At 31.6% G+C, this 20,270-nt stretch carries 21 protein-coding genes; 17 read left to right on the forward strand and 4 right to left on the reverse strand.

Features of this window, described 5'->3' with window-relative positions:
• Positions 1-314 precede the first annotated feature (314 nt).
• The 7 genes from BXU01_RS02115 (at position 315) to rlmH (ending at position 6,030) form a co-directional block, all read left to right on the forward strand.
• Complete coding sequence (locus BXU01_RS02115; RefSeq protein WP_083691483.1) at positions 315-1,415, forward strand: DNA alkylation repair protein; 1,101 nt, start codon at positions 315-317, stop codon at positions 1,413-1,415.
• Between the two features lie 311 nt (positions 1,416-1,726).
• Positions 1,727-2,608, forward strand: a complete 882-nt coding sequence (locus BXU01_RS02120) for a pirin family protein (RefSeq protein ID WP_083691484.1) — start codon at positions 1,727-1,729, stop codon at positions 2,606-2,608.
• 3 nt (positions 2,609-2,611) lie between these two features.
• Positions 2,612-3,007: an OsmC family protein gene (locus tag BXU01_RS02125; protein WP_083691485.1), complete on the forward strand. Its 396-nt coding sequence runs from the start codon at positions 2,612-2,614 to the stop codon at positions 3,005-3,007.
• Between the two features lie 6 nt (positions 3,008-3,013).
• Positions 3,014-3,298, forward strand: coding sequence for a GNAT family N-acetyltransferase (locus BXU01_RS02130; protein ID WP_083691486.1), 285 nt, complete (start codon positions 3,014-3,016; stop codon positions 3,296-3,298).
• Between the two features lie 247 nt (positions 3,299-3,545).
• Complete coding sequence (locus BXU01_RS02135) at positions 3,546-4,961, forward strand: adenosine deaminase (protein WP_083691487.1); 1,416 nt, start codon at positions 3,546-3,548, stop codon at positions 4,959-4,961.
• Between the two features lie 170 nt (positions 4,962-5,131).
• The gene (locus BXU01_RS02140) at positions 5,132-5,434 is read left to right on the forward strand and encodes an antibiotic biosynthesis monooxygenase (protein ID WP_083691488.1); all 303 of its coding nucleotides are present in this window, start codon (positions 5,132-5,134) and stop codon (positions 5,432-5,434) included.
• Positions 5,435-5,556: 122 nt separating this feature from the next.
• Complete coding sequence (gene rlmH / locus BXU01_RS02145; protein WP_029269532.1) at positions 5,557-6,030, forward strand: 23S rRNA (pseudouridine(1915)-N(3))-methyltransferase RlmH; 474 nt, start codon at positions 5,557-5,559, stop codon at positions 6,028-6,030.
• 38 nt (positions 6,031-6,068) lie between these two features.
• On the opposite strand, the gene BXU01_RS02150 is transcribed toward rlmH, so the two are convergent.
• Positions 6,069-6,701 (reverse strand): hypothetical protein, encoded by a 633-nt coding sequence (locus tag BXU01_RS02150; protein ID WP_083691489.1) that lies wholly within the window; start codon positions 6,699-6,701, stop codon positions 6,069-6,071.
• A 268-nt stretch (positions 6,702-6,969) separates the two neighbouring features.
• Positions 6,970-7,794 (reverse strand): dihydropteroate synthase, encoded by an 825-nt coding sequence (gene folP / locus BXU01_RS02155; RefSeq protein ID WP_083691490.1) that lies wholly within the window; start codon positions 7,792-7,794, stop codon positions 6,970-6,972.
• A gap of 225 nt (positions 7,795-8,019) precedes the next feature.
• Between folP and BXU01_RS02160 the strand changes: the two genes are divergently transcribed.
• The 4 genes from BXU01_RS02160 to tpiA all read left to right on the forward strand — a co-directional run bounded on the left by BXU01_RS02160 (position 8,020) and on the right by tpiA (position 11,566).
• Positions 8,020-8,559 (forward strand): DUF1599 domain-containing protein, encoded by a 540-nt coding sequence (locus tag BXU01_RS02160; protein ID WP_083691491.1) that lies wholly within the window; start codon positions 8,020-8,022, stop codon positions 8,557-8,559.
• A gap of 50 nt (positions 8,560-8,609) precedes the next feature.
• Entirely contained in the window at positions 8,610-9,731 is a 1,122-nt protein-coding gene (locus BXU01_RS02165; protein ID WP_083691492.1) for a BT_3928 family protein, read from the forward strand.
• Positions 9,732-10,225: 494 nt separating this feature from the next.
• Entirely contained in the window at positions 10,226-10,720 is a 495-nt protein-coding gene (locus BXU01_RS02170; protein ID WP_083691493.1) for a TlpA disulfide reductase family protein, read from the forward strand.
• 93 nt (positions 10,721-10,813) lie between these two features.
• Positions 10,814-11,566, forward strand: coding sequence for a triose-phosphate isomerase (gene tpiA / locus BXU01_RS02175; protein ID WP_083691494.1), 753 nt, complete (start codon positions 10,814-10,816; stop codon positions 11,564-11,566).
• A 146-nt stretch (positions 11,567-11,712) separates the two neighbouring features.
• On the opposite strand, the gene BXU01_RS02180 is transcribed toward tpiA, so the two are convergent.
• A complete protein-coding gene (locus tag BXU01_RS02180) occupies positions 11,713-14,049 on the reverse strand; it encodes a hypothetical protein (RefSeq protein ID WP_083691495.1) in 2,337 nt (778 codons plus the stop codon).
• On the reverse strand, positions 14,009-15,145 hold the full coding sequence (locus tag BXU01_RS02185; protein WP_083691496.1) for a hypothetical protein: 1,137 nt from the start codon (positions 15,143-15,145) through the stop codon (positions 14,009-14,011). The genes BXU01_RS02180 and BXU01_RS02185 overlap by 41 nt, the downstream gene beginning before the upstream one ends.
• A gap of 113 nt (positions 15,146-15,258) precedes the next feature.
• On the opposite strand from BXU01_RS02185, the gene prmA reads away from it, so the two are divergent.
• The 6 genes from prmA to BXU01_RS02215 all read left to right on the forward strand — a co-directional run bounded on the left by prmA (position 15,259) and on the right by BXU01_RS02215 (position 20,012).
• Complete coding sequence (gene prmA / locus BXU01_RS02190; RefSeq protein WP_083691497.1) at positions 15,259-16,092, forward strand: 50S ribosomal protein L11 methyltransferase; 834 nt, start codon at positions 15,259-15,261, stop codon at positions 16,090-16,092.
• A gap of 142 nt (positions 16,093-16,234) precedes the next feature.
• Complete coding sequence (locus BXU01_RS02195) at positions 16,235-16,510, forward strand: ATP-dependent Clp protease adaptor ClpS (RefSeq protein WP_055097989.1); 276 nt, start codon at positions 16,235-16,237, stop codon at positions 16,508-16,510.
• Between the two features lie 448 nt (positions 16,511-16,958).
• The gene (locus tag BXU01_RS02200) at positions 16,959-18,221 is read left to right on the forward strand and encodes a sterol desaturase family protein (RefSeq protein ID WP_083691498.1); all 1,263 of its coding nucleotides are present in this window, start codon (positions 16,959-16,961) and stop codon (positions 18,219-18,221) included.
• A gap of 14 nt (positions 18,222-18,235) precedes the next feature.
• On the forward strand, positions 18,236-18,913 hold the full coding sequence (locus BXU01_RS02205) for a lysoplasmalogenase (RefSeq protein ID WP_083691499.1): 678 nt from the start codon (positions 18,236-18,238) through the stop codon (positions 18,911-18,913).
• 137 nt (positions 18,914-19,050) lie between these two features.
• Positions 19,051-19,503: a 2-dehydro-3-deoxyphosphooctonate aldolase gene (locus BXU01_RS02210; RefSeq protein ID WP_083691500.1), complete on the forward strand. Its 453-nt coding sequence runs from the start codon at positions 19,051-19,053 to the stop codon at positions 19,501-19,503.
• A gap of 23 nt (positions 19,504-19,526) precedes the next feature.
• Positions 19,527-20,012, forward strand: coding sequence for a hypothetical protein (locus BXU01_RS02215; protein WP_083691501.1), 486 nt, complete (start codon positions 19,527-19,529; stop codon positions 20,010-20,012).
• Positions 20,013-20,270: the final 258 nt, after the last annotated feature.

Raw genomic sequence — 20,270 nt, forward strand, 5'->3', positions numbered from 1 at the left:
ATATTTTGTGGATTTAAAAGTTAACCTTCTCCAAAAAAAAATTAAGACTAGAAATTTCAATTTAAGTTAGAGGTAAAACTCCTGTTTTTTTTAACACATAGAAACATAGTATTCAAATTTCTTAAACAAGCGTTTTACTTGCATTAATTACATAACCAATCCTTTCAGCTATGTGTTAAAAATCTAGATTTTTTTTTAGGTCTCTTTTGTATATAATTCTAAAATCTTTGTTTCTATTGTGTTTAAAATTTTAATTAGAATCTATAATTTTAATTGCAAACATTAAATATCTTTGAGGTTCATTCAAATAAATTATGGGATTAATTAAAGATATTTACTCCGTTGCTTTTTACGAAAAATTCAGTCAGGCTGTAGCCGAAGTGCATCCGACATTCGATAAACAAAAATTTATTGAAACCATTTATGAAGGTGATTTCACTCAAAAAGAATGGAAGGATCGCATGAAACATACTACGATTGTTTTACATCAATTTATGCCTGAAAATTTTACCGAAGCCGTTTCGTTAATTGATAAAATCATAGAAAATCTTAAGAAAAATAAGTTTACAGAAGGAAATCTGGCCTTTATATTTTTTGCTGATTATATCGAAATGTATGGTTTGGATGATTTCAAAACTTCGACAAAAGCCTTTGTTTCTATTACACAATTTATTAGTTGCGAGTTTGCTGTTCGTCCGTTTATTTTAAAATATAAAGAAAAAATGATCTATGAGATGATAAAATGGTCTTTGCATGAAAATCATCATGTTCGAAGATTATCCAGCGAAGGAAGCCGCCCCAGATTACCTTGGGCAATGGCAATTCCGTTCCTGAAAAAAGACCCTGTTTCTATCCTGCCTATTTTAGAAAACCTTAAAAATGATCCTTCAGAATATGTTCGCCGAAGCGTTGCGAATAATCTAAATGATATTGCCAAAGATAATCCTCAAATTGTATTAGAAATTGCCGGAAAATGGCGCGGAACAAGTCCTGAAACTGACGGAATCATCAAACACGGTGCTCGTACTTTATTAAAACAGGGACATCCTGAAATCCTGAGTCATTATGGCTTAGAAAGCACTAATATTGAGCTTTCTGATTTTGAAATTAAAACACCTGTGGTAAAAATTGGTGATTATCTACAGTTTCAATTTCACTTAAATAATAAAAACGAAGAAACTAAAACCATTCGTCTGGAATATGCCGTTCATTATAAAAAAGCAAAAGGACATCTGGCTAAAAAAGTCTTCAAAATCAGCGAGAAAAACTATTTGCCCAATCAATTGATTAAGGTCGATCGAAATCAGTCTTTCAAAATAATTACAACTCGCGTTTTTCATACCGGAATTCATCAATTGTCGATTATTATTAACGGAACTGAAAGTGAAGTTTTAGAATTTGAATTAGTTGATTAATTACATCATTTAAATGTTCATGCACCAGCGGGAGCAAAATACTTATAGAAAATAGTATCACACCAAAAAAAGCTCCAACGGAGCGACATATTTATTTCACCCCGCCGGGGCTTTATGGAAACTATTTTCTTATTTATAAATACTTCGTCCCAATGGGACTGAATAAACTTTAAATTTAACAAACACCTAAAAACTTAATCAACGATTTTCCTTACTTTTATAAATAATACTAAACACTTTTCTTAATCTAAATTAAGTTACAGATTGCTATCACAACTGTAATTTTGTTTTCAAATCAAATCAAAATAACCATGTCAAATATTAGTTTAATTATCGAAGAACGCGCTGCCAACATTGGCAATTTTATGGTAGGCAGATTATTGCCTTTCCGTGAAAAAAGAGCCGTTGGACCATTTGTTTTTATCGATCATATGGGACCTGCACATTTAAGTGATCATGAAAATATGGATGTTCCGCCGCATCCGCACATCGGACTTTCGACTTTGACATTTTTGTTTGAAGGAAGCATTATGCACCGCGATAGTTTAGGAACCGAATTAGAAATAAAACCAGGCGCCGTAAACTGGATGACTGCCGGAAAAGGAATCGTACATTCTGAGAGAACTCCTGAATATTTAAGACATTCAGACAAAATGCTTCACGGATTGCAAATTTGGGTTGCATTACCGAAAGAATTAGAGCAAATGGACCCTAATTTTGCCCATGTAGAAGCAGATGATATCCCGGCTTGGGAAGAAGATGGTGTTTCATATAAACTAATTGCCGGAGAAGCTTTTGGAAAAAAATCACCGGTTCCGGTTTATAGTCCGTTATATTTTATTGAGATTAAAAGTACCGAAGCTAAAAAAATAAATATTGGACAGCATTTATTTGGCGAAAGCGGTTTGTATATTCTCGAAGGAAGTATCAAAAGCGGTGAACACGTTTACGATCCAAAACAAATTTTAATTACAAACGACAGTACTTTATGCGAGTTTGAAATTTCTGAAAATTCAACCGTTTACATTTTTGGAGGAACTCCTTTTCCGGAAGAGCATTTTATATTTTGGAATTTCGTTTCCTCAGATAAAGAACTATTAGAAAAAGCAAAAAAAGACTGGACAGAACAAACTTTCCCAAAAGTTCCGGGTGAAACTGAATTTGTGCCTTTACCTCAACCAAGAAGTAAATAATATATGGATACTATATCAGCACAAATTGATACTCGATTGTATCGAACGGAAATAAAATCAGCCAGTGAAAATATTTTAATTTCTGATGAGCCTCAGGAATTGGGCGGTAAAAACTTAGGTTTAAATCCAACAGAACTTTTAGCAGCATCATTAGCTTCCTGCACCGTAATTACTTTGCGAATGTATATTAATCGCAAGGAATGGAATGTGTCAGAAATAAATGTCAAAATTGATTTTGACAGGGATTCAGACCGAAATGTTTCTCTATTTACAAGAAAAATCGAAGTAATTGGTGAAATTGACGAAACACAAAGACAACGATTAGAAACAATTGCTAATAGTTGCCCAATTCATAAAGTACTAACACATTCAATCGAAATTAAAACCACATTAATATAACTTATAATGGAAATTCAACAAACAAACGATACAAGAAGAGGCTATTTTGAAGCCATAGAAGACGGAAAAGAAGCTGGAAAAATGACTTATACATGGGCTGGAGAATCAAAATTCATCATTGATCACACTGAAGTAAGTCCGGATTTTAACGGAAAAGGCGTTGGTAAAAAACTGGTTATGGCAGCCGTAGAATACGCCAGAACCAACAATGTAAAAATTATTCCGCTTTGTCCTTTTGCAAAAAGCGTTTTTGATAAAGTAGAAGAAATTCGTGATGTATTGTTCTCTTAAAGGTACTAAGGTTCTGAGTTGCTATCCCGAAGCTTCGGGACTAAGATTTTTTTAACCGCAAAGTTCGCAAAGAATTACGCAAAGTTCGCAAAGTTTTTCAGACAAAGCTTTGCGAACTTTGTGTTTGGTATTAAGTCTTACAGATAAAAAACCTTGCGCTCTTTGCGGTAAAAATCAGCCACTGTAAAAATCAATTTTAAAATCTCCTCAAAAACCATTATATTTGCATGTAATTTAAACTTAGAGTATGACGAGGATAATTACACTTTTCTGTTTTTTTATAGCACAAATTGGCTTTTCTCAAACGGCTGAAAACTATTTAGAAAAAATTAGAAATAACGAAGCTCTCTTAACAGCTTTTTTTCAACAAATGCCTAAAGGCGGCGATTTACACCATCATTTTTCAGGATCAATTTATGCAGAACCTCTTTTAGAAAGAGCAATTGCAGAAGATTTTTATTTGAATTTAGAAACTATGGCGGTTTCGAAAACTAAACCTGAAAAAGGAAACTGGCAAACTTTCTCCACTCTTAAAAACGAAGGAAAACTGGCTTTTTACGAACAACAAGTCATGCAAACCTGGTCTGTTAAAGATTATAACGGTTCTGTTCCTTCTGACGATCAGTTTTTTGATTCTTTTATGAAATTCGAACCTACTATTCAAGGTCATTTTGCAGAAGGAATGCTAGAATTAAAAAAACGTGCTCTTGCTGAAAATGTAAGTTATATCGAAACCCAATTATCAACGATTCCGTGTGATATGAATGTTTCTGACTTAACAGATTTCAATACAAAATTACGCCAGGCGGCAAGTCTAAAAGACGAAAAAGCAGTTCTAAAACTTTTAGACGAATTGTATAAATCTCTTCAGCAAAAAGACGCCAAAAAATATGCTGCAGATTTCAACACTAACTTTATTGCAAAACTTCATAAAGACTTAAAAATTGACGATAACCGTTTTACAATGCGTTATCAAAATTTTGTGCTTCGTTTTATGGATCCGGTTGATTTATTCAAAAACCTGACAATCGCTTTTATCTCTGCAAACGACAGTAAATTGCTTGCTGGTGTAAACATTGTTTCTCCGGAACATGGCGAAAACTCTATGAAAGATTATTGGTTACACATGGTAATGTTTAAATACTGTCATTCTAAATATCCAGACGTAAAATATACACTTCATGCAGGAGAATTAACTTTAGGATTAGTTCAGCCAGAAGATTTAACGTGGCATATAAACGATGCAATTTATGTTGCCGGAGCAAACAGAATTGGTCACGGAGTTGATATTGCTTACGAAGCAAATTCATACGATTTGTTGCGTTATATGGCAAAAAATAATATTCCGATCGAGATTAATTTGACGAGTAACGAATTCATTTTGAAAGTAAAAGAAAACAGACATCCTTTTACACTTTACAAAGAATTTAATGTGCCAATCGTAATTAGTACAGACGACGCCGGAATCTTAAGAACAAATATGACTGAACAATATGTTTTATTAGCAAAAAGATATCCTGATGTTTCGTATGCAATCATAAAACAATATGTTTACAACAGTATCAATTATAGTTTTATTCAGGATGCATCAGTAAAAAAGCAATTAGTGAAGGATTTGGATGCAAGATTTAAAACTTTTGAATCTAAATTTTCTAAGAACTAGAATGTTTAATCGTTGAGAAATTGCACGCAGATTTAAACAGATTGAACAGATTAATGCAGATTTTTTATTTCTGAATGCTTTAAATAAAATCTGCTTGATCTGCTAAATCTGCGAGAAAAAAATTACCTCTCGCAGATTTAGCAGATCAAGCAGATAAAAAGAATATAATTATGATTCTAGAAGCTGTATTTCTTTATGTAAAACCAGATTTTGTGACTCAATTTGAAACTGATTTCATCAAAGCAAGTCAATACATTTCGTCGATTCATGGTTATTTGGGACATCGATTAGAAAAATGTCTTGAAGTCGAAAACAAATATCTTTTATTAGTTGACTGGAATACGCTTGAAGATCATACAGTAGGTTTCAGAAATTCTGAAGCTTATCTGGAATGGAAAAAGATGTTGCATCATTATTACGAACCGTTTCCTGTTGTTGAACATTTTGAAACTGTTTTTATCTATAAAAAATAGCCCACGGATTTTTACAGATTGAACTGGTTTACGCCGATTTTACGCTTTAAAAATTTATGCTAATTCGTGCAATTGCTTCGCCTGTTCACTATCATTCGAGTCGTGGCAAAAAAAACAAACAAATGAATATCAAACTTATCGCCATTGGCAAAACAGATAATAAATCGCTTCAGACTTTGATTGACGATTATACCAAACGTTTGTCCTTTTACATCAAATTTGATTTGGAGATTATTCCGGATATCAAAAACGTAAAAAACTTATCTGAAAGTCAGCAAAAAGAAAAAGAGGGCGAATTGATTCTCTCCAAATTAACACCAACTGACCAATTAATTTTATTGGATGAAAACGGAAAAAACTTCTCCAGTGTTGGTTTCTCTGAAGAATTACAAAAGAAAATGAACTCGGGAATCAAAACTCTAGTCTTTGTAATTGGCGGTCCTTACGGATTCTCAGATACAGTTTACAGCAAAGCACAAGGCAAGATTTCGCTTTCATTAATGACATTTTCACACCAAATGGTCCGTTTATTTTTTATCGAACAATTGTATAGAGGATTTACGATTTTAAGAAATGAACCTTATCATCATCAATAGTTTTTTGTTTCAAGTTTTCTTAGTTTCAGGTTCAAGTTTTAGAAAATGAATTCTACCGGAAGTTTATCAAGATTGTGAGTTACATATTTTTGTAGTAAAATTTTATTCTGAATATATTCTTCATAACTCATATTCTTATCAAATAAGAATACCAGATCTGGTACTTTTTGAAACTTGAAACTATAAAAATATTTCAATATATCTGATATTTTTATTTCCTTATTTCCCATCAAAACCTGTTGTTTTCCTTTTCTAAAATAAAATACAAAGTTTCCTTTATTTGGTTTCTCCATTTTATAATACACTTTCGTGAAAGGCAAAAAGGCTAAATTTTTCCCGATAGAATCTGCATACGAATAATAGTTTTCGGCATTTTCATTTTTGTGGGCACTATCAGCACGTTTTTTCTCCTGTAGTTTTATTACTTCTGGAATTACCAATTTTAAAGGCAAACGCTTGTCGATATTCAAAATCCAATTGGTTGAGATAATACTGTTTTTTCGGTTCACATCTGCAATTGTATCTTTTCCTTCGGTTTTAAAAAAGATGTAAATTGGGGAATGATCCTGAACATCTTTCACAATTGTTACGTTTGATTTTGGAAGTAAAACGTCTTCTTTTTTTCCACATGAAAAAAGAAGGAAAGCGATAATTAGAGTAACGTATTTCATGTTTAATCTTTTTTAAATTAGCTAATAAATAAAAACATAGATTATGATCTTAGTAAAAAACTCTCTAAATAAAAACCAATCTTTGTCGATTTTACAACGGAGATTTCTCCTTCGTCGAAATCACAAACTGTGTGGTCATTATTATTTTCTCCTCGTATGTCATTTCGACGAAGGAGAAATCACACTAGTTTTCTTCAAAGAAACTTGCCAATCTTTGTCGAGTTTCGAGTGTGATTTCTCACTTCGGTCGAAATGACAAACTGGAATATTATAAACTCATTTTACCAAACAATTCCACACATTCCACAGCTTCTTTTACATCGTGAACCCGAAGAATCTTCGCTCCTTTTGTCAATGCAATTGTATTCAGAAACGTTGTTCCGTTGAGCGCATCTTGTGCTGTAATATTAAGTGTTTTATAAATCATTGATTTTCTCGAAACTCCGGCTAAAACAGGTAATTCTAATAAATTAAAAAGTTCCATTTTTTGCATAACCTCATAATTCTGATCGGTTGTTTTTGCAAATCCAAAACCTGGATCAAGAATCAAATCGTTGATTCCGAGGCTTCTTGCTTTTTTTACTTTTTCTGAAAAATAGAAAAGCATTTCTTTTACAATATCGTCATATTCTGTAAGGCTTTGCATCGTTTGCGGATTTCCGCGCATGTGCATCATAATGTACGGAACATTATAATGGGCAATAACATCAAACATTTTATCATCCAGTCCTCCCGCCGCAATATCATTTATAATTGCTGCTCCGCTTTCTATACTTGCTTTTGCAACCTGAGACCTAAATGTATCAATCGATAATAAGGCTTTGGGGAAATGTTTTAAGATCAATTTTATTGCCGGAACAATTCGGTCAATTTCTTCTTGTTCAGTTACAAACTCAGCGCTTGGTTTACTTGAATAAGCTCCAATATCTATAAATGTCGCACCCTCAGACAGCATTTTATCTACTTGTGAGATAACTTCATCTTCATTTTTATATTTTCCTCCATCAAAGAAAGAATTGGGCGTAACATTTAAGATTCCCATTACTTTGGGAATCGACAAATCTATAAGTTGACCTTTGCAGTTAATGAGCATTTTGTTATTTTGTTTCAAGTTTTATTTGTTTCAAGTTGACTCAGATTGCACGAATTTCAAAACTTGAAACCTGAAACTTGAAACTTTTCACATTATTTCCTGGTTTCAAGTTGTTGGCATTAACACTTTGTTTAGAAAAAACTTGAAACAAAGAAAACCTTAAACTTGAAACTCTTTATTATTATCCTTATTTTTGAAGAAATTTTAGCAAATATACAGCAATAAATGAAGAATACTTCCCTTGAATATGATAATGTAATTACGGTTTGCCGCACTTTATTTATCAATAAAATGAAAGATTACGGCAGTGCGTGGCGCATTTTAAGATTGCCTTCATTGACAGATCAAATCTTTATAAAAGCACAAAGAATAAGAAGTTTACAAGAAAACGAAATCCGTAAAGTTGATGAAGATGAAAAAGGAGAATTTATCGCAATCATCAACTACTCGATTATGGCTTTGATTCAATTAGAATTGGGCGTTGTTGATCAACCGGATCTTGATGTAGAAAAAGCAACCGAATTATATGATGCTAAAATCAAATTAACAAAGGAGTTAATGGAAGCAAAAAATCATGATTATGGCGAAGCCTGGCGTGATATGCGCGTAAGCTCATTGACTGATTTGATTCTGCAAAAACTACTTCGCGTAAAGCAAATCGAAGATAACAAAGGGAAAACCCTGGTTTCTGAAGGTATCGATGCTAATTATCAGGATATGATTAATTATTCGGTTTTTGCCTTAATCCTTGAACCCATCAAATAAAGAATAGAATTTCCAAAAAATCAATTGGAATTTAAATTAAACTGTATATCATGAAAAACATCATTACTCAATTCTCAAGATTATTCGTTGGAGTATTATTTATAATTTCCGGATTAATTAAACTGAACGATCCGGTTGGATTCTCTTATAAGTTAGCCGAATATTTTAGCGAACCGGTTTTCAATATGCCTTTTTTAGAACCATTGGCTTTAGGATTAGCGATTTTTCTAGTGATTCTTGAAGTAGTTTTAGGAGTAATGTTATTGATAGGTTACAAATCAAAACTAACGATTTATGCTCTGTTGTTATTAATCGTCTTCTTTACATTCCTTACTTTTTACTCGGCTTATTTTGATGTGGTAAAAGATTGTGGATGTTTTGGAGATGCCTTACACTTAACCCCTTGGGAGTCTTTTACAAAAGATATTGTATTGTTATTCTTTATTCTTATTTTATTCATTAATAAAAATCTTGTAAAACCTTTATTTTCAAGTGCTGTAACCAATATCATTACTTATGCAAGTGTTGTATTGTGCATTTTTATGGCAGTTTGGGTTTTAAATCACAATCCTATAAAAGATTTCCGTCCTTATAAAGTAGGAACAAACATCGAGAAAGGAATGGAAATTCCTGAAGGAGCACCAAAATCTGTCGTAGAAATGATTTTTATCTATAAAGTAAATGGTGTTGACAAAGAATTTACAGAAAAAGATCTGGCTAATATCCCTGAAGGCGCAAAATTTGTTGACAGAAAAGATAAAGTAATTACTGAAGGTTATGTACCGCCAATTCACGATTTTACAATGGTAAAAGATGATTCTGATTACAAAGAGGAATTATTGAAAGAACCAAAATTATTAGTTTTTGTAACCTACGATCTTGCTTTGTCTAATCCTGACGGAATGAAAAAACTGGAAGGTTTAACGAAAGATGCTAAAGCAAAAGGTTACAAAGTAATTGCAATGACAGCTTCCGGAGCTGATGAAATTGCAAAAGCCAAAAAAGAATACCATTTAGATGTTGACTTTTATTTCTGCGATGCTACGGCCTTAAAAACTGTAGAAAGAGCAAATCCAAGTATTGTAGTAATTCAAAAAGGAACTATTATTAAAAAAGTTCATTATAACGATATAAAGGATCTGAAATTATCTGATGTATCGTATAGTCTTTAAAAAATAATAAAAATATAAAGAACGCCAATATCTCTATCTTAGATTTATTGGCGCTTTTTTTTATACTATACAATAGCACAATATGTTTCAATATATTTGGTAAATCCCGATTAATTTTGTTTTATTGGTTGTTTTTATTGAAGGCTTTTTTTACACCAATCTGACGTTTTTTTATCTGTAAAATTTCTTCATTAATAAAAAAACGGAACCTTTTTTTATTTCTCTTTAAATCCCTTCGCACAAAAAACAGGAAAATTGAAGTTTTTTGAGCCTACTATTACGATTTCATTATTGTTTTTCTAACCAAAATTTTCCGTTTTGTGATAAAATAAAGCTGTCTTCAAATTTTGTTAATCTCCATTTCTCATTCGATTTGTTTGTTTAACTTTGTTCGGGATGTTTTTATTTTATGAAATCAATAGAAATTGAAATCTTAAAAAATCAAAAGATCTAAAGAATTTAAATCTAAATAAAAAAGCAAATATTATCACCTTATGAAACAAATAGCCCTAGTTGTAATTGCATTTATTACATTTTCATGTTCACAGGCTCAGAAAACAAGTTTTTCTAAAGAAGCTTTATCAGAAAAATTATTATCGACAGATGATAGTCAGGTAACTTTTAAAAACATATTAAAAAAATACAAAGGCAAAACTTTGGTAATCGAAGTTTGGGCTTCATGGTGTGGTGATTGTGTAAAAGCAATGCCAAAAGTAAAAGAACTACAAGAAAATAATCCTGATGTTTCTTACTTGTTTCTTTCTGCTGATAAAACGGCTGATAAATGGAAAATTGGAATTGAAAAACACAATTTAAAAGGCGATCATTTTATGATGAACGACGGTATGAAAGGTGTTTTTGGAAAAGCTATAGATCTAGATTGGATTCCAAGATACATTATTGTTGACAAAACAGGTAAAATAGTATTATACCGTGCCATTGAAACTGACTTTGATAAAATCAATGAAACTTTAAAAAGCCTGAAATAAAATTCATAAAGGCAATTTAAAAATTCAATATCAATATTGGCATCACCCTAATAACAAGAATAAAAACAAAAAAATAAAATAAAAACTACCAAAATGAGAAAAAAGATTGTTGCAGGAAACTGGAAAATGCATAAAAACGCAGCACAAACTGAAGAATTATTAAGCGAATTAATTACTAAAATACCAGCTCATACTACAGCTCAGGTAATTGTTGCCCCAACATTTGTAAACTTACAGGCAGCTGTTGCTAAAGTTAAAAATACAACTATTGGAGTTGCAGCTCAAAATGTTCACCAAGCTGAAGGCGGAGCTTTTACAGGAGAGATTTCTGCTGATATGTTAACTAGTATTGGTGTAAATACCGTAATTCTTGGTCACTCTGAGCGTAGAGCTATTTTTCACGAAACTGATGCTTTAATCGCTAACAAAGTAGATACTGCATTGAAACATGACTTAACTGTAATTTTCTGTTTTGGAGAAGAATTAAAAGATCGTCAATCAGGAAATCACTTTAATATTGTTGAAAACCAATTGCGTGACGGATTATTTCAAATTGCAAAAGAATCATGGTCTAAAGTTGTTTTAGCATACGAGCCAGTTTGGGCTATTGGAACTGGAGAAACTGCTTCACCAGAACAAGCACAGGAAATGCACGAATTTATCAGAGAAGTTGTTCGTAAAGCTTTTGGAGCTGATATCGCTGACGAAGTTTCTATTTTATACGGTGGTTCTGTAAAACCAGACAACGCTAAAGAGATTTTTGGTAAACCAGATGTAGACGGTGGTTTAATTGGAGGAGCTGCTTTAAAAGCAGATGACTTTTTAGCAATTGTTACTGCAATCTAAAAACATCTAATCATAGATTAAAAATATTAAAAGCGTTCGCATTAGCGAGCGTTTTTTTTACCATATAAGTGATATAAGTTCATTTAAAGTTTTTGCGCAAAGTCAAGCTTAAATTTACTTATATCACTTATATGGTGAAAATTTATTTAGTTTATAAATTCTTTCAACAAAGGACAATCGTATTTTTTAAATGTTGCCGTGGTTTTATAAACCGAATAAAAATTGATTAGCTCCTTCCCTGCCTTAAACGGATTTTTAGCTTCTTCTTCGGCAGAAATTATATTAGTATAATGATTATAATAATTACATTCAAAAATCATTAAACTCGCCATTGCTTTTTCGTTATTATTTTTAGACATTTTCAGGGCTTTCTCATAATACATTTTAGCCATAGTCAGGCTATAATAGTTTCCTTTTTGATATGTTTTTTCATTCTCAGAATTGTCTCCGTAAACATAATCTACATATGATTCGCCTGATGTCCAGTCGTACGCAACCATCATCCAGGAATTTCCTAAATATGAAACATTAAAATACGCATGTGCCAATTTCAAATTACTTGCTGCCGTATTTTGTTTTTTTAACTGAATTAACGTGGCTATAAAGTCGGCTTTGTTAAAACGGTAATCAAATTTGCGTTCTTTATCTTTTTGCAGGATTTTGGGTGTAAATGGATCTTCGTTTAAATAATCTGTAAACGCATAATTCTTTTCCCAGAAATCTTTTGGCATACTTGCAAAGGTTTCATAAGCCAGTTCTAAATTATTATTTCTAAAGGCAATTGTACCTTTAAGGTCTTTATAATAATTTATATTGGGTGCAATTGTTCCGGAACAAATGTATCTCTCAAAAGGTGTTTTATCTTCTTTTTGCTGTAAAGCCATCAGGCGATCCATATCTTCAACAGTTGCAGAACGGTCAAAATAACCTATATAACTGTAAAAATAAGGATTATTGTAAGCTGAATATTCTCCATCGTTTTTAAGATCTGATTTCATCATTAGTAAATTTGCCGTAACACGATCTTCTTTTTTATAGAAATCTGCACTTGCAATACGATACAAACTGTAAAGGTTCTTAAACAATCCGTGATCTGTTTCTACCAGACTTTCTACGGAATCAAAATATTTGAAAAGCTGATTTTGAACTTTCTCACTTTTTAGATCATCTTGTTTTAAAGAAACCAAAGCCAGTTGAATATTCTTTTGCATTTGTATCGATGCATTGGCTTTATCAGAAATCATGTTGGTATATTTTTTACCTAAATCAATATCATCATCTATAAAACAAAGCTGTGCAATTGCTGCCGTGATATACTCTTTTTGCCCGCCTGAAGTTTGTTCACGAATCGAAATCAGGAAATATTCTAATTCTCTTAAGTATGAGATATCTTTATTAAAATTTTCGTCTCTTGCTTTTGCATAATTTCCGTACCAGTCTGTTCCTTCAAATGTAACTGACGGACTACCATTATTGGTATATTGTGGCGTAAAAATCCAGTCTTCTAGTTTGTTGATTTCTCTTCCTATCAAAAAACTCAAGTTGATACTATTGGGACTTAATTTATAAACTTCTTCAATCGTCTTCAAATCTGGCGCAGGATTACGAAAACTTTCAATAGAAAGTATTACGCTTCGTTCTTCGTCATTTTGAGCCAGAGCCAAAGTTTGTTCCGTTAATTTCCAGTTATAATGCTGTAAAACCGCAAATGATTTCTCTTCGCAAGTCGCAAAAACCCTACTCAATAAATAATTTTGCAAAGGCAAATCTTCTAAACACAAAGCTTTATAATACAAAGCCCACGGCTCTAAAATCGTGTTTTTATTTTCGGCAAAATAAGTATCATATAAACGAATCACTTCATTTTTTTCCTGAGCGTAAAAACTATATCTTAACATTAAAAAAGCATATCGCTGCTTTAAGAAAGCATCTTTTGTCGTTTTTATTTTCTTTTCAAAATCTCCTGTATCAGCCAATTTATGATCTTTACTGCCATAACCTACCTGATCCCATGATTCCCATTTTACATCAGTATTGCTGTTGTATTCCAGCTTTTTTGCAAACAAAATGTAGTTTAAAAACGCTTTGTTTTTTGACAATAATAAAGCTTCTATAAACGTATTTTTTTCGAACGCCTTTTTTAGGTTTTTGTTTTCATAAGCTGTTTCAAACAATTCGCCATCTGTTTCATACAAAATGATATGAACATCTTTAGGATCAATTGTATTGCCTAATTTTTTCTTCCATTCCTCGCAATTCAGTTCCTGATCAACACCAGAAACAGTATTGGTCGAATAGTAATAATCTGCTGAATAATAGAAGGGTGTCAGCTTAAAAAAACTTTCCCTTTGCGCTTTAAACAAAGCCAGACGACTGGTTTCCGGCGAAACACTCCAGCCACAGGCAAAAGAAACCTGAAAGCTTAAAACTAAAAGTAAACTACTAAAAACGCGCATAATAACTGGATATATTTTGGGTTCCATAATCGTTGATGTATTTTTTATCAAAAGAGAAAAACGTTACTTTGGTCTGATTATCAATCTTAATTTTACTGGTAATAATCGAAATCATTTTCTCTAATTCTTCTTCAGAAATTTTCTCGATCCTGATCTCGTCTCCATTTCGCAAATACGTTTGACCTACCAAAACATCATCCTGCAGAATATATTTCGTATCTGATGATTTCTTTAATTTAATGCTGTCATTTCTTAACTGATCATAATCTGATAAAATTCCTTTAAACTGATTTCCCCTAAAAACAACTGCCCAACTATATAATGGCAGCGCAATATCAAGTTTTAGTTTGTATTTATCGTGAGTAATATATTGTGCCAGTTCTTCGCTTGTTCCTATAGAATTTTTAGCTTTAAAATCGTCTGGTTTAGTCAAGTTATAACACATCAACAAACCTTTATCTACTGGCGGAATTCCTGCTTTTTCAACATATTTATATTGCCAGAGTCTAATTGTTGCTGAAACCTGCGCAGTTGGAAATTCTTTCTTAATTTGTTTTAATAGATAAAAATAATTGTCTTTTGATTTTTCAGACCAGTCACAATCAATCAGAATTTCTTTAAAATCAACTTTTAATTTTGCAAGTTCAATTGATTTTACTGAGTCATAGTTGATTCGTTTATAGTTTTCCTGTTTGTAATAATCCTTTGGATACACAATTTCATTTGCGATTTTATCAGCTTTTGTTTCATTTAATCTCACACCAATTTTCTGTATGCGTTTTCCAATTCTTGCCGCCAAACTATCGAGTTGTTTTTTATTAGATTGTAAAACAACTTCATTCGTTATAAAAATACTTGGCGTTATTTCAGGATTGCTTTCATTTAACCTTATATCATTAATTGTGGCAACTGGCAGAGGCTCTTTGGCGTAAGGATTCCAGTCGACATCAAAAAAACGAACATACATATGCTGTACTTTCAAATCTTTGATCAGTGAATCCTCTTCTTTCTGGAAATATAAATCGGTTTTCCAATAACAAAATGATCTTACTACTTCATGTTCCTTCTCACAAGTTGCTCCATTAAGTACCACAAAGAGCAAAATAAAAATGATATTCTTCATATTTTAAAAATCCTTACAAATTCAAATCAAAATTAACATTAATAAAGGTAAGGATGTCGATTATTTATGAACAACTTCTACTTTGGATTCTTACCTTTGCAAAAAATTTATTTATGTCGAATATATATTTAGGATATCATTTTACGATTGAACCAAAAGAACCGGGTTCAGAAATTTTAATTGCTGAATTAGGCGAAAAAGCGTTTGAAACTTTTACAGAAACAGAAACTGGAATTTCTGCTTTTGTGAAAAAAGATTTATGGGATGAGAATATTCTGGATGACATCTATATCTTAGAATCTGAGGAGTTTAAAATTGAATATACGATTGAAGAAATCGATCAGGTAAACTGGAATGAAGAATGGGAAAAGAATTTTGAAGCGATTGATGTAGATGGAAAATGTCATGTTCGTGCTCCTTTTCATGAAAAAACTGATGCCGAATTTGATATTGTAATCGAACCAAAAATGAGTTTTGGAACTGGCCACCATGAAACAACACACATGATGATTCAGCATTTACTTGAAATGGATGTTAGAGGTCTTAAAACTCTTGATATGGGTTGCGGAACTGCAATTTTAGCCATTTTAGCTGAGATGAAAGGGGCTGAACCAATTGATGCGATCGATATTGATAACTGGTGTTATTTGAATTCTATCGAAAACGCAGAACGCAATAATTGCAAGCATATTACCGTTTACGAAGGCGACGCAGCTTTATTGGCAGGTAAAAATTACGACCTGATTATTGCAAACATCAATCGTAACATTTTATTGAATGACATGCAAAGTTATGTTGATTGCTTAAATAAAGGCGGCATTATATTGTTTAGCGGTTTCTATGAAGAAGACATTCCGTTTATTGATGCTTCTTGTACAGAAAAAGGCCTGACATATGTTAAAAAATTTCAAAGAAACAACTGGGTTTCATTAAAATACGTAAATTAGATAGTTAATTTTCTAAAATACAAATGATTCACAGATCAATCAATTAGAATATTTACAACGATTTTAGTTTTAAGAATTGATATAAAAATGTAATCTGTGACAAAAGAAATTAGTAATTACAAAAGTACAAAAACCTAAAAAAATGAGTACTAAAGAAAAAGTAAGAGAAAGAGTCCGCGAAAAGGAAGCGACAGGTTTCAATAACGAAATCATTGTTTACAACGACGATGTAAACACTTTTGATCACGTAATTGATACTTTAATGCGTGTTTGCAGTCACACGCCGGAACAAGCAGAACAATGTTCCTTAATTGTACATTATAACGGAAAATGCACTGTAAAAACGGGGTCAATGGACAAGTTAAAACCTCAATGTACACAACTTTTGGAAGCTGGACTAAGCGCCGAAATTGTTTAATTGAAAAATATTTTTTTTTAAGACATTCTGTTTTATTCTGATTTTGAATAAAACAGAATGTTTTTTTTATACAAAAACTTCAAGGCTTTTTTATTGCTGTATTTTAAGTAGTTTGATATGACTTTGATCTAATTGAAAATATTTATCCTATTTTGGAATTTATGTGAATCAATAAAAAAACATAGAATAACAAATGTCAAGGACTAAATATTGAAAAGCTTAAATAGGATTCTTTTTTAAATCTTAAAGGAATACCTCCGGTTTAAGATAAAAAATCAAAAAATTAAAAGTATATGCTGTAATCAATTTTCCTAACTAATTGACTGCTTTACGGCTGCCCGAAATAAATCATAATTGAATATGATTTATTTATAAATCGTTTAATTGAAAATAATTTAAAAAACATTCTATTTTATTCTATATTTGAATAAAATAGAATGCTTTTTTTATGGAAGAATACGGAAAGATATTGATTATCGCAACGCCTATTTTTTTAGTATTAATTATAATCGAAAAAATATACGGCATTTACAAAAAGGACGATACCGCTCCTTTGATCGATAGCGTATCGAGTATTAGTTCCGGAATTACCAATTCTGTAAAAGATGTTCTTGGGTTAAGCCTTACATTCCTATCATATGAATGGATGGTTTCTAAAATTGCCATCTACCATCTTGAAGCCAGCGTTCTCTCCTATTGTATTGCTTTTTTTGTCATTGATTTTTATGGTTACTGGAGTCATAGATGGGCGCATCAAATTAATCTTTTTTGGAACAAACATGCGATTCATCACAGCAGCGAAGAATTTAACCTTGCATGTGCCTTGCGTCAGCCTGTTGCAAGTTTAGTTAATCTGTTTACTTTTTTACTGATTCCCGCGGCATTATTAGGCGTTCCTGCTACTGTAATTGCAATTACTTTACCACTACATTTATTTTTGCAATTTTGGTATCATACCAAACACATCAAAAAAATGGGATTTCTGGAATATATTCTCGTTACGCCATCACATCATCGTGTACATCACGCTATAAACCCGGAATATTTAGACAAAAACCATTCACAGATTTTTATTTTTTGGGATAAACTCTTTGGCACTTTTCAAGCCGAATTAGATGATGTTCCGCCTGTTTTTGGTATTACAAGACCTGCGAATACCTGGAATCCCATCCGGATTAATTTTCAGCATTTGACTTTATTGATTAAAGATGCCTGGAGAGCTGAAAACTGGAAAGATAAATTTACAATCTGGTTTAAGCCAACAGGATGGCGGCCAGAGAATTTTGAAATTAAATATCCTGTAAACAAAATTGATAATGTTTTTGAATTTGATAAATACGGCACACAAAACTCACAGCAACTAATTTACTGGTCTGTTACACAAGTTTTAATAACACTTTTGTTTGTGACTTATTTATTCGATAATATTTCAAAAATTGGCTTGCCTAATATTTTTATCTATGGATTATTTATTCTGATAACAATCTATAGCTACACAGAGCTAATGGATAAAAGCAAATATGCCGTTTTCTGGGAAGGTTTGCGCTTTGCTATTGCCATTGCCATTATAACATATAATGGAGACTGGTTTGGTTTAAATCATGCTTTCTCCATAAGTAATTATATAATTATCAGTTATTTATTTTTATCATTTTTAATTACGATTTACTTTGTAACTACCCATTTCAGAACCCCAATAAATCAAATATAAATTCATAACCGCTTATGAAAAATGTTACTTTTTTTAAAATATACATTATTTTTAGTATTCTATATCTCATTATTCTATTTTTAGGAGATGATAATTTAGATTTATTTTTAAAACCTGTGTTGATTCCATTATTAGGCTTTGGAGTTTACTTTCATCAAAAATTCAGCTCCCGGAAAACCCTTTTAATCGCATTATTATTCTCCTGGATTGGAGACGTTATTTTGCTTTTTGCTGATATTGCCGAAATCTACTTTATTCTGGGTTTGGTTTCTTTTTTAATTGCTCATCTCACTTATTGCTCCCTTTTTAATAAACAAATTGTAGGCGAAATTCAGATTAACAAATTCTTGTTTAGTCTTGGAAGCCTTCTGATTGCTTTTTATCTCATTGCAATGGTTTTGTTTTTGATGCCCAATTTAGGTGATTTAAAAATACCTGTAATTGTTTACGCAGCTGTAATTTCGATTATGCTTTTATTTGCTTTTAATGGCTATTTAATTTGGAAAAAACCCGGAAGATTACATGTTTTTTTAGGTGCTACAGCTTTTGTTATTTCTGATAGTATTCTGGCAATCAACAAATTTCACACACCTATAGAAAGAAGTTCATTTTTTATTATGCTAACTTATCTTGTGGCACAATATCTGATTGTTGTTGGTATTTTAAAATTAAATGCAAAAGAGATAGAATAGTTAGTATATAAAAACATATTTACGGTTTCTTTTTGCACACTGATTGGAAGATACGAACAGATTTTTTGTAAATTTTTTCTAATTCTTTAATCTGTGGCCTAAACATTTTACATTTGCATGACCAATACTTTTTAACCATGAAAAAAATAGTCTTTTTTATTGTTTTGTTAATCACTGTAATTTCTTGCGTGAGCACAAGATCGACCTTGAAAAATGTCGATGACAACGCTCCTGATTTAGTTTTAAAGAAAGACAATACTTTTGTTATTACTCTTTTTAGCACTGATAAAAAATATGGCTATGATCCTGATTATCCTGTAAATATATTTTATAGAAATACAAAAGATGAAGCATTAAACGAAATTCGTTTTTTAAATGCTTTAGCAGGACCAAACGGAGAAAAAATCACTTTTACACGTTTAGAAACCTGTTGTCCTTTCCCAACAAAAAGAAGCGATATGGGCGCGGGATTTTTGAATGTTTATGAATTAAAATGGGAAGGACAGAAGAAACCTGTAAAATTATATCTGAACATTTATGAAAAAGGAATTTTAATGGTTCCAATGGGATTGAGTTTGAAGAAGGGATAGTTTTACTCTTAATGTTATTATCTATGAATCCCGGAATGTTCCCATTAAAAACTAAAACTGCTTTTGCAATTTTCTCATTTGTAACTGTAATTATATTTCCTTATTATATTATTATCTCCGGAATTAATTCAAGTTTTTTAAACTCGATAATTCCGGATTTAAATACCATTATTATACCAGCAAAATTAATTGCGACCTTAATTAAATTTTTTATTCTAATAGTTGTTTCCTCTTATTATTGGAAATTATCTAAAATTACAAAAGAAATAAATTTCAAGAAATTCTTAATTCATTTAACACTAATCGTTCCCGGGATTCTGATAACTAAAATTAATGTATATCAATTCGTTACAATGAATTTTCATGATTTTGAAAGCATATTATCACAAATTCAATTGGTTGTTTTGATTAATATATTAGCGAATATTCTGTTTTTTACCGGACAAATTTTATTTGGGTTTTCTTATCTGAAAATTTCAAAAAACACAATTGTTACGTACAGAAAATAATTAAATTACGATCTTTATAATACTCCTGTAATGATACGAAGAAACATCTTTAATATGATAATTATCATTTAATAGCTTTTTGCAATGTTTTAATATTGCTTTTTTATAAGTCAATATGATTACATGTAAATCCTATAATTCCACTAAATTTTTTAGCCGTGATAACAGCGAAAATCATTTTTTGAGAAAGCCTGTTTTTTCTGGTTTTAGCAGAGCGACCGGAGGAAGCTCCTGCAAAGACCAAGAAAAAAGGGGTTT

It is taken from the genome of [Flexibacter] sp. ATCC 35103, from assembly GCF_001975985.1.
Lineage (GTDB): Bacteria > Bacteroidota > Bacteroidia > Flavobacteriales > Flavobacteriaceae > Flavobacterium.

Bases quoted from the DNA above. Each gene is read 5' to 3' on its own strand.
- BXU01_RS02115 (WP_083691483.1), top strand. From the start codon at position 315: ATGGGATTAATTAAAGATATTTACTCCGTTGCTTTTTACGAAAAATTC.
- BXU01_RS02120 (WP_083691484.1), top strand. From the start codon at position 1,727: ATGTCAAATATTAGTTTAATTATCGAAGAACGCGCTGCCAACATTGGC.
- BXU01_RS02125 (WP_083691485.1), top strand. From the start codon at position 2,612: ATGGATACTATATCAGCACAAATTGATACTCGATTGTATCGAACGGAA.
- BXU01_RS02130 (WP_083691486.1), top strand. From the start codon at position 3,014: ATGGAAATTCAACAAACAAACGATACAAGAAGAGGCTATTTTGAAGCC.
- BXU01_RS02135 (WP_083691487.1), top strand. From the start codon at position 3,546: ATGACGAGGATAATTACACTTTTCTGTTTTTTTATAGCACAAATTGGC.
- BXU01_RS02140 (WP_083691488.1), top strand. From the start codon at position 5,132: ATGATTCTAGAAGCTGTATTTCTTTATGTAAAACCAGATTTTGTGACT.
- rlmH (WP_029269532.1), top strand. From the start codon at position 5,557: ATGAATATCAAACTTATCGCCATTGGCAAAACAGATAATAAATCGCTT.
- BXU01_RS02150 (WP_083691489.1), bottom strand. From the start codon at position 6,701: ATGAAATACGTTACTCTAATTATCGCTTTCCTTCTTTTTTCATGTGGA.
- folP (WP_083691490.1), bottom strand. From the start codon at position 7,794: ATGCTCATTAACTGCAAAGGTCAACTTATAGATTTGTCGATTCCCAAA.
- BXU01_RS02160 (WP_083691491.1), top strand. From the start codon at position 8,020: ATGAAGAATACTTCCCTTGAATATGATAATGTAATTACGGTTTGCCGC.
- BXU01_RS02165 (WP_083691492.1), top strand. From the start codon at position 8,610: ATGAAAAACATCATTACTCAATTCTCAAGATTATTCGTTGGAGTATTA.
- BXU01_RS02170 (WP_083691493.1), top strand. From the start codon at position 10,226: ATGAAACAAATAGCCCTAGTTGTAATTGCATTTATTACATTTTCATGT.
- tpiA (WP_083691494.1), top strand. From the start codon at position 10,814: ATGAGAAAAAAGATTGTTGCAGGAAACTGGAAAATGCATAAAAACGCA.
- BXU01_RS02180 (WP_083691495.1), bottom strand. From the start codon at position 14,049: ATGGAACCCAAAATATATCCAGTTATTATGCGCGTTTTTAGTAGTTTA.
- BXU01_RS02185 (WP_083691496.1), bottom strand. From the start codon at position 15,145: ATGAAGAATATCATTTTTATTTTGCTCTTTGTGGTACTTAATGGAGCA.
- prmA (WP_083691497.1), top strand. From the start codon at position 15,259: ATGTCGAATATATATTTAGGATATCATTTTACGATTGAACCAAAAGAA.
- BXU01_RS02195 (WP_055097989.1), top strand. From the start codon at position 16,235: ATGAGTACTAAAGAAAAAGTAAGAGAAAGAGTCCGCGAAAAGGAAGCG.
- BXU01_RS02200 (WP_083691498.1), top strand. From the start codon at position 16,959: ATGGAAGAATACGGAAAGATATTGATTATCGCAACGCCTATTTTTTTA.
- BXU01_RS02205 (WP_083691499.1), top strand. From the start codon at position 18,236: ATGAAAAATGTTACTTTTTTTAAAATATACATTATTTTTAGTATTCTA.
- BXU01_RS02210 (WP_083691500.1), top strand. From the start codon at position 19,051: ATGAAAAAAATAGTCTTTTTTATTGTTTTGTTAATCACTGTAATTTCT.
- BXU01_RS02215 (WP_083691501.1), top strand. From the start codon at position 19,527: ATGAATCCCGGAATGTTCCCATTAAAAACTAAAACTGCTTTTGCAATT.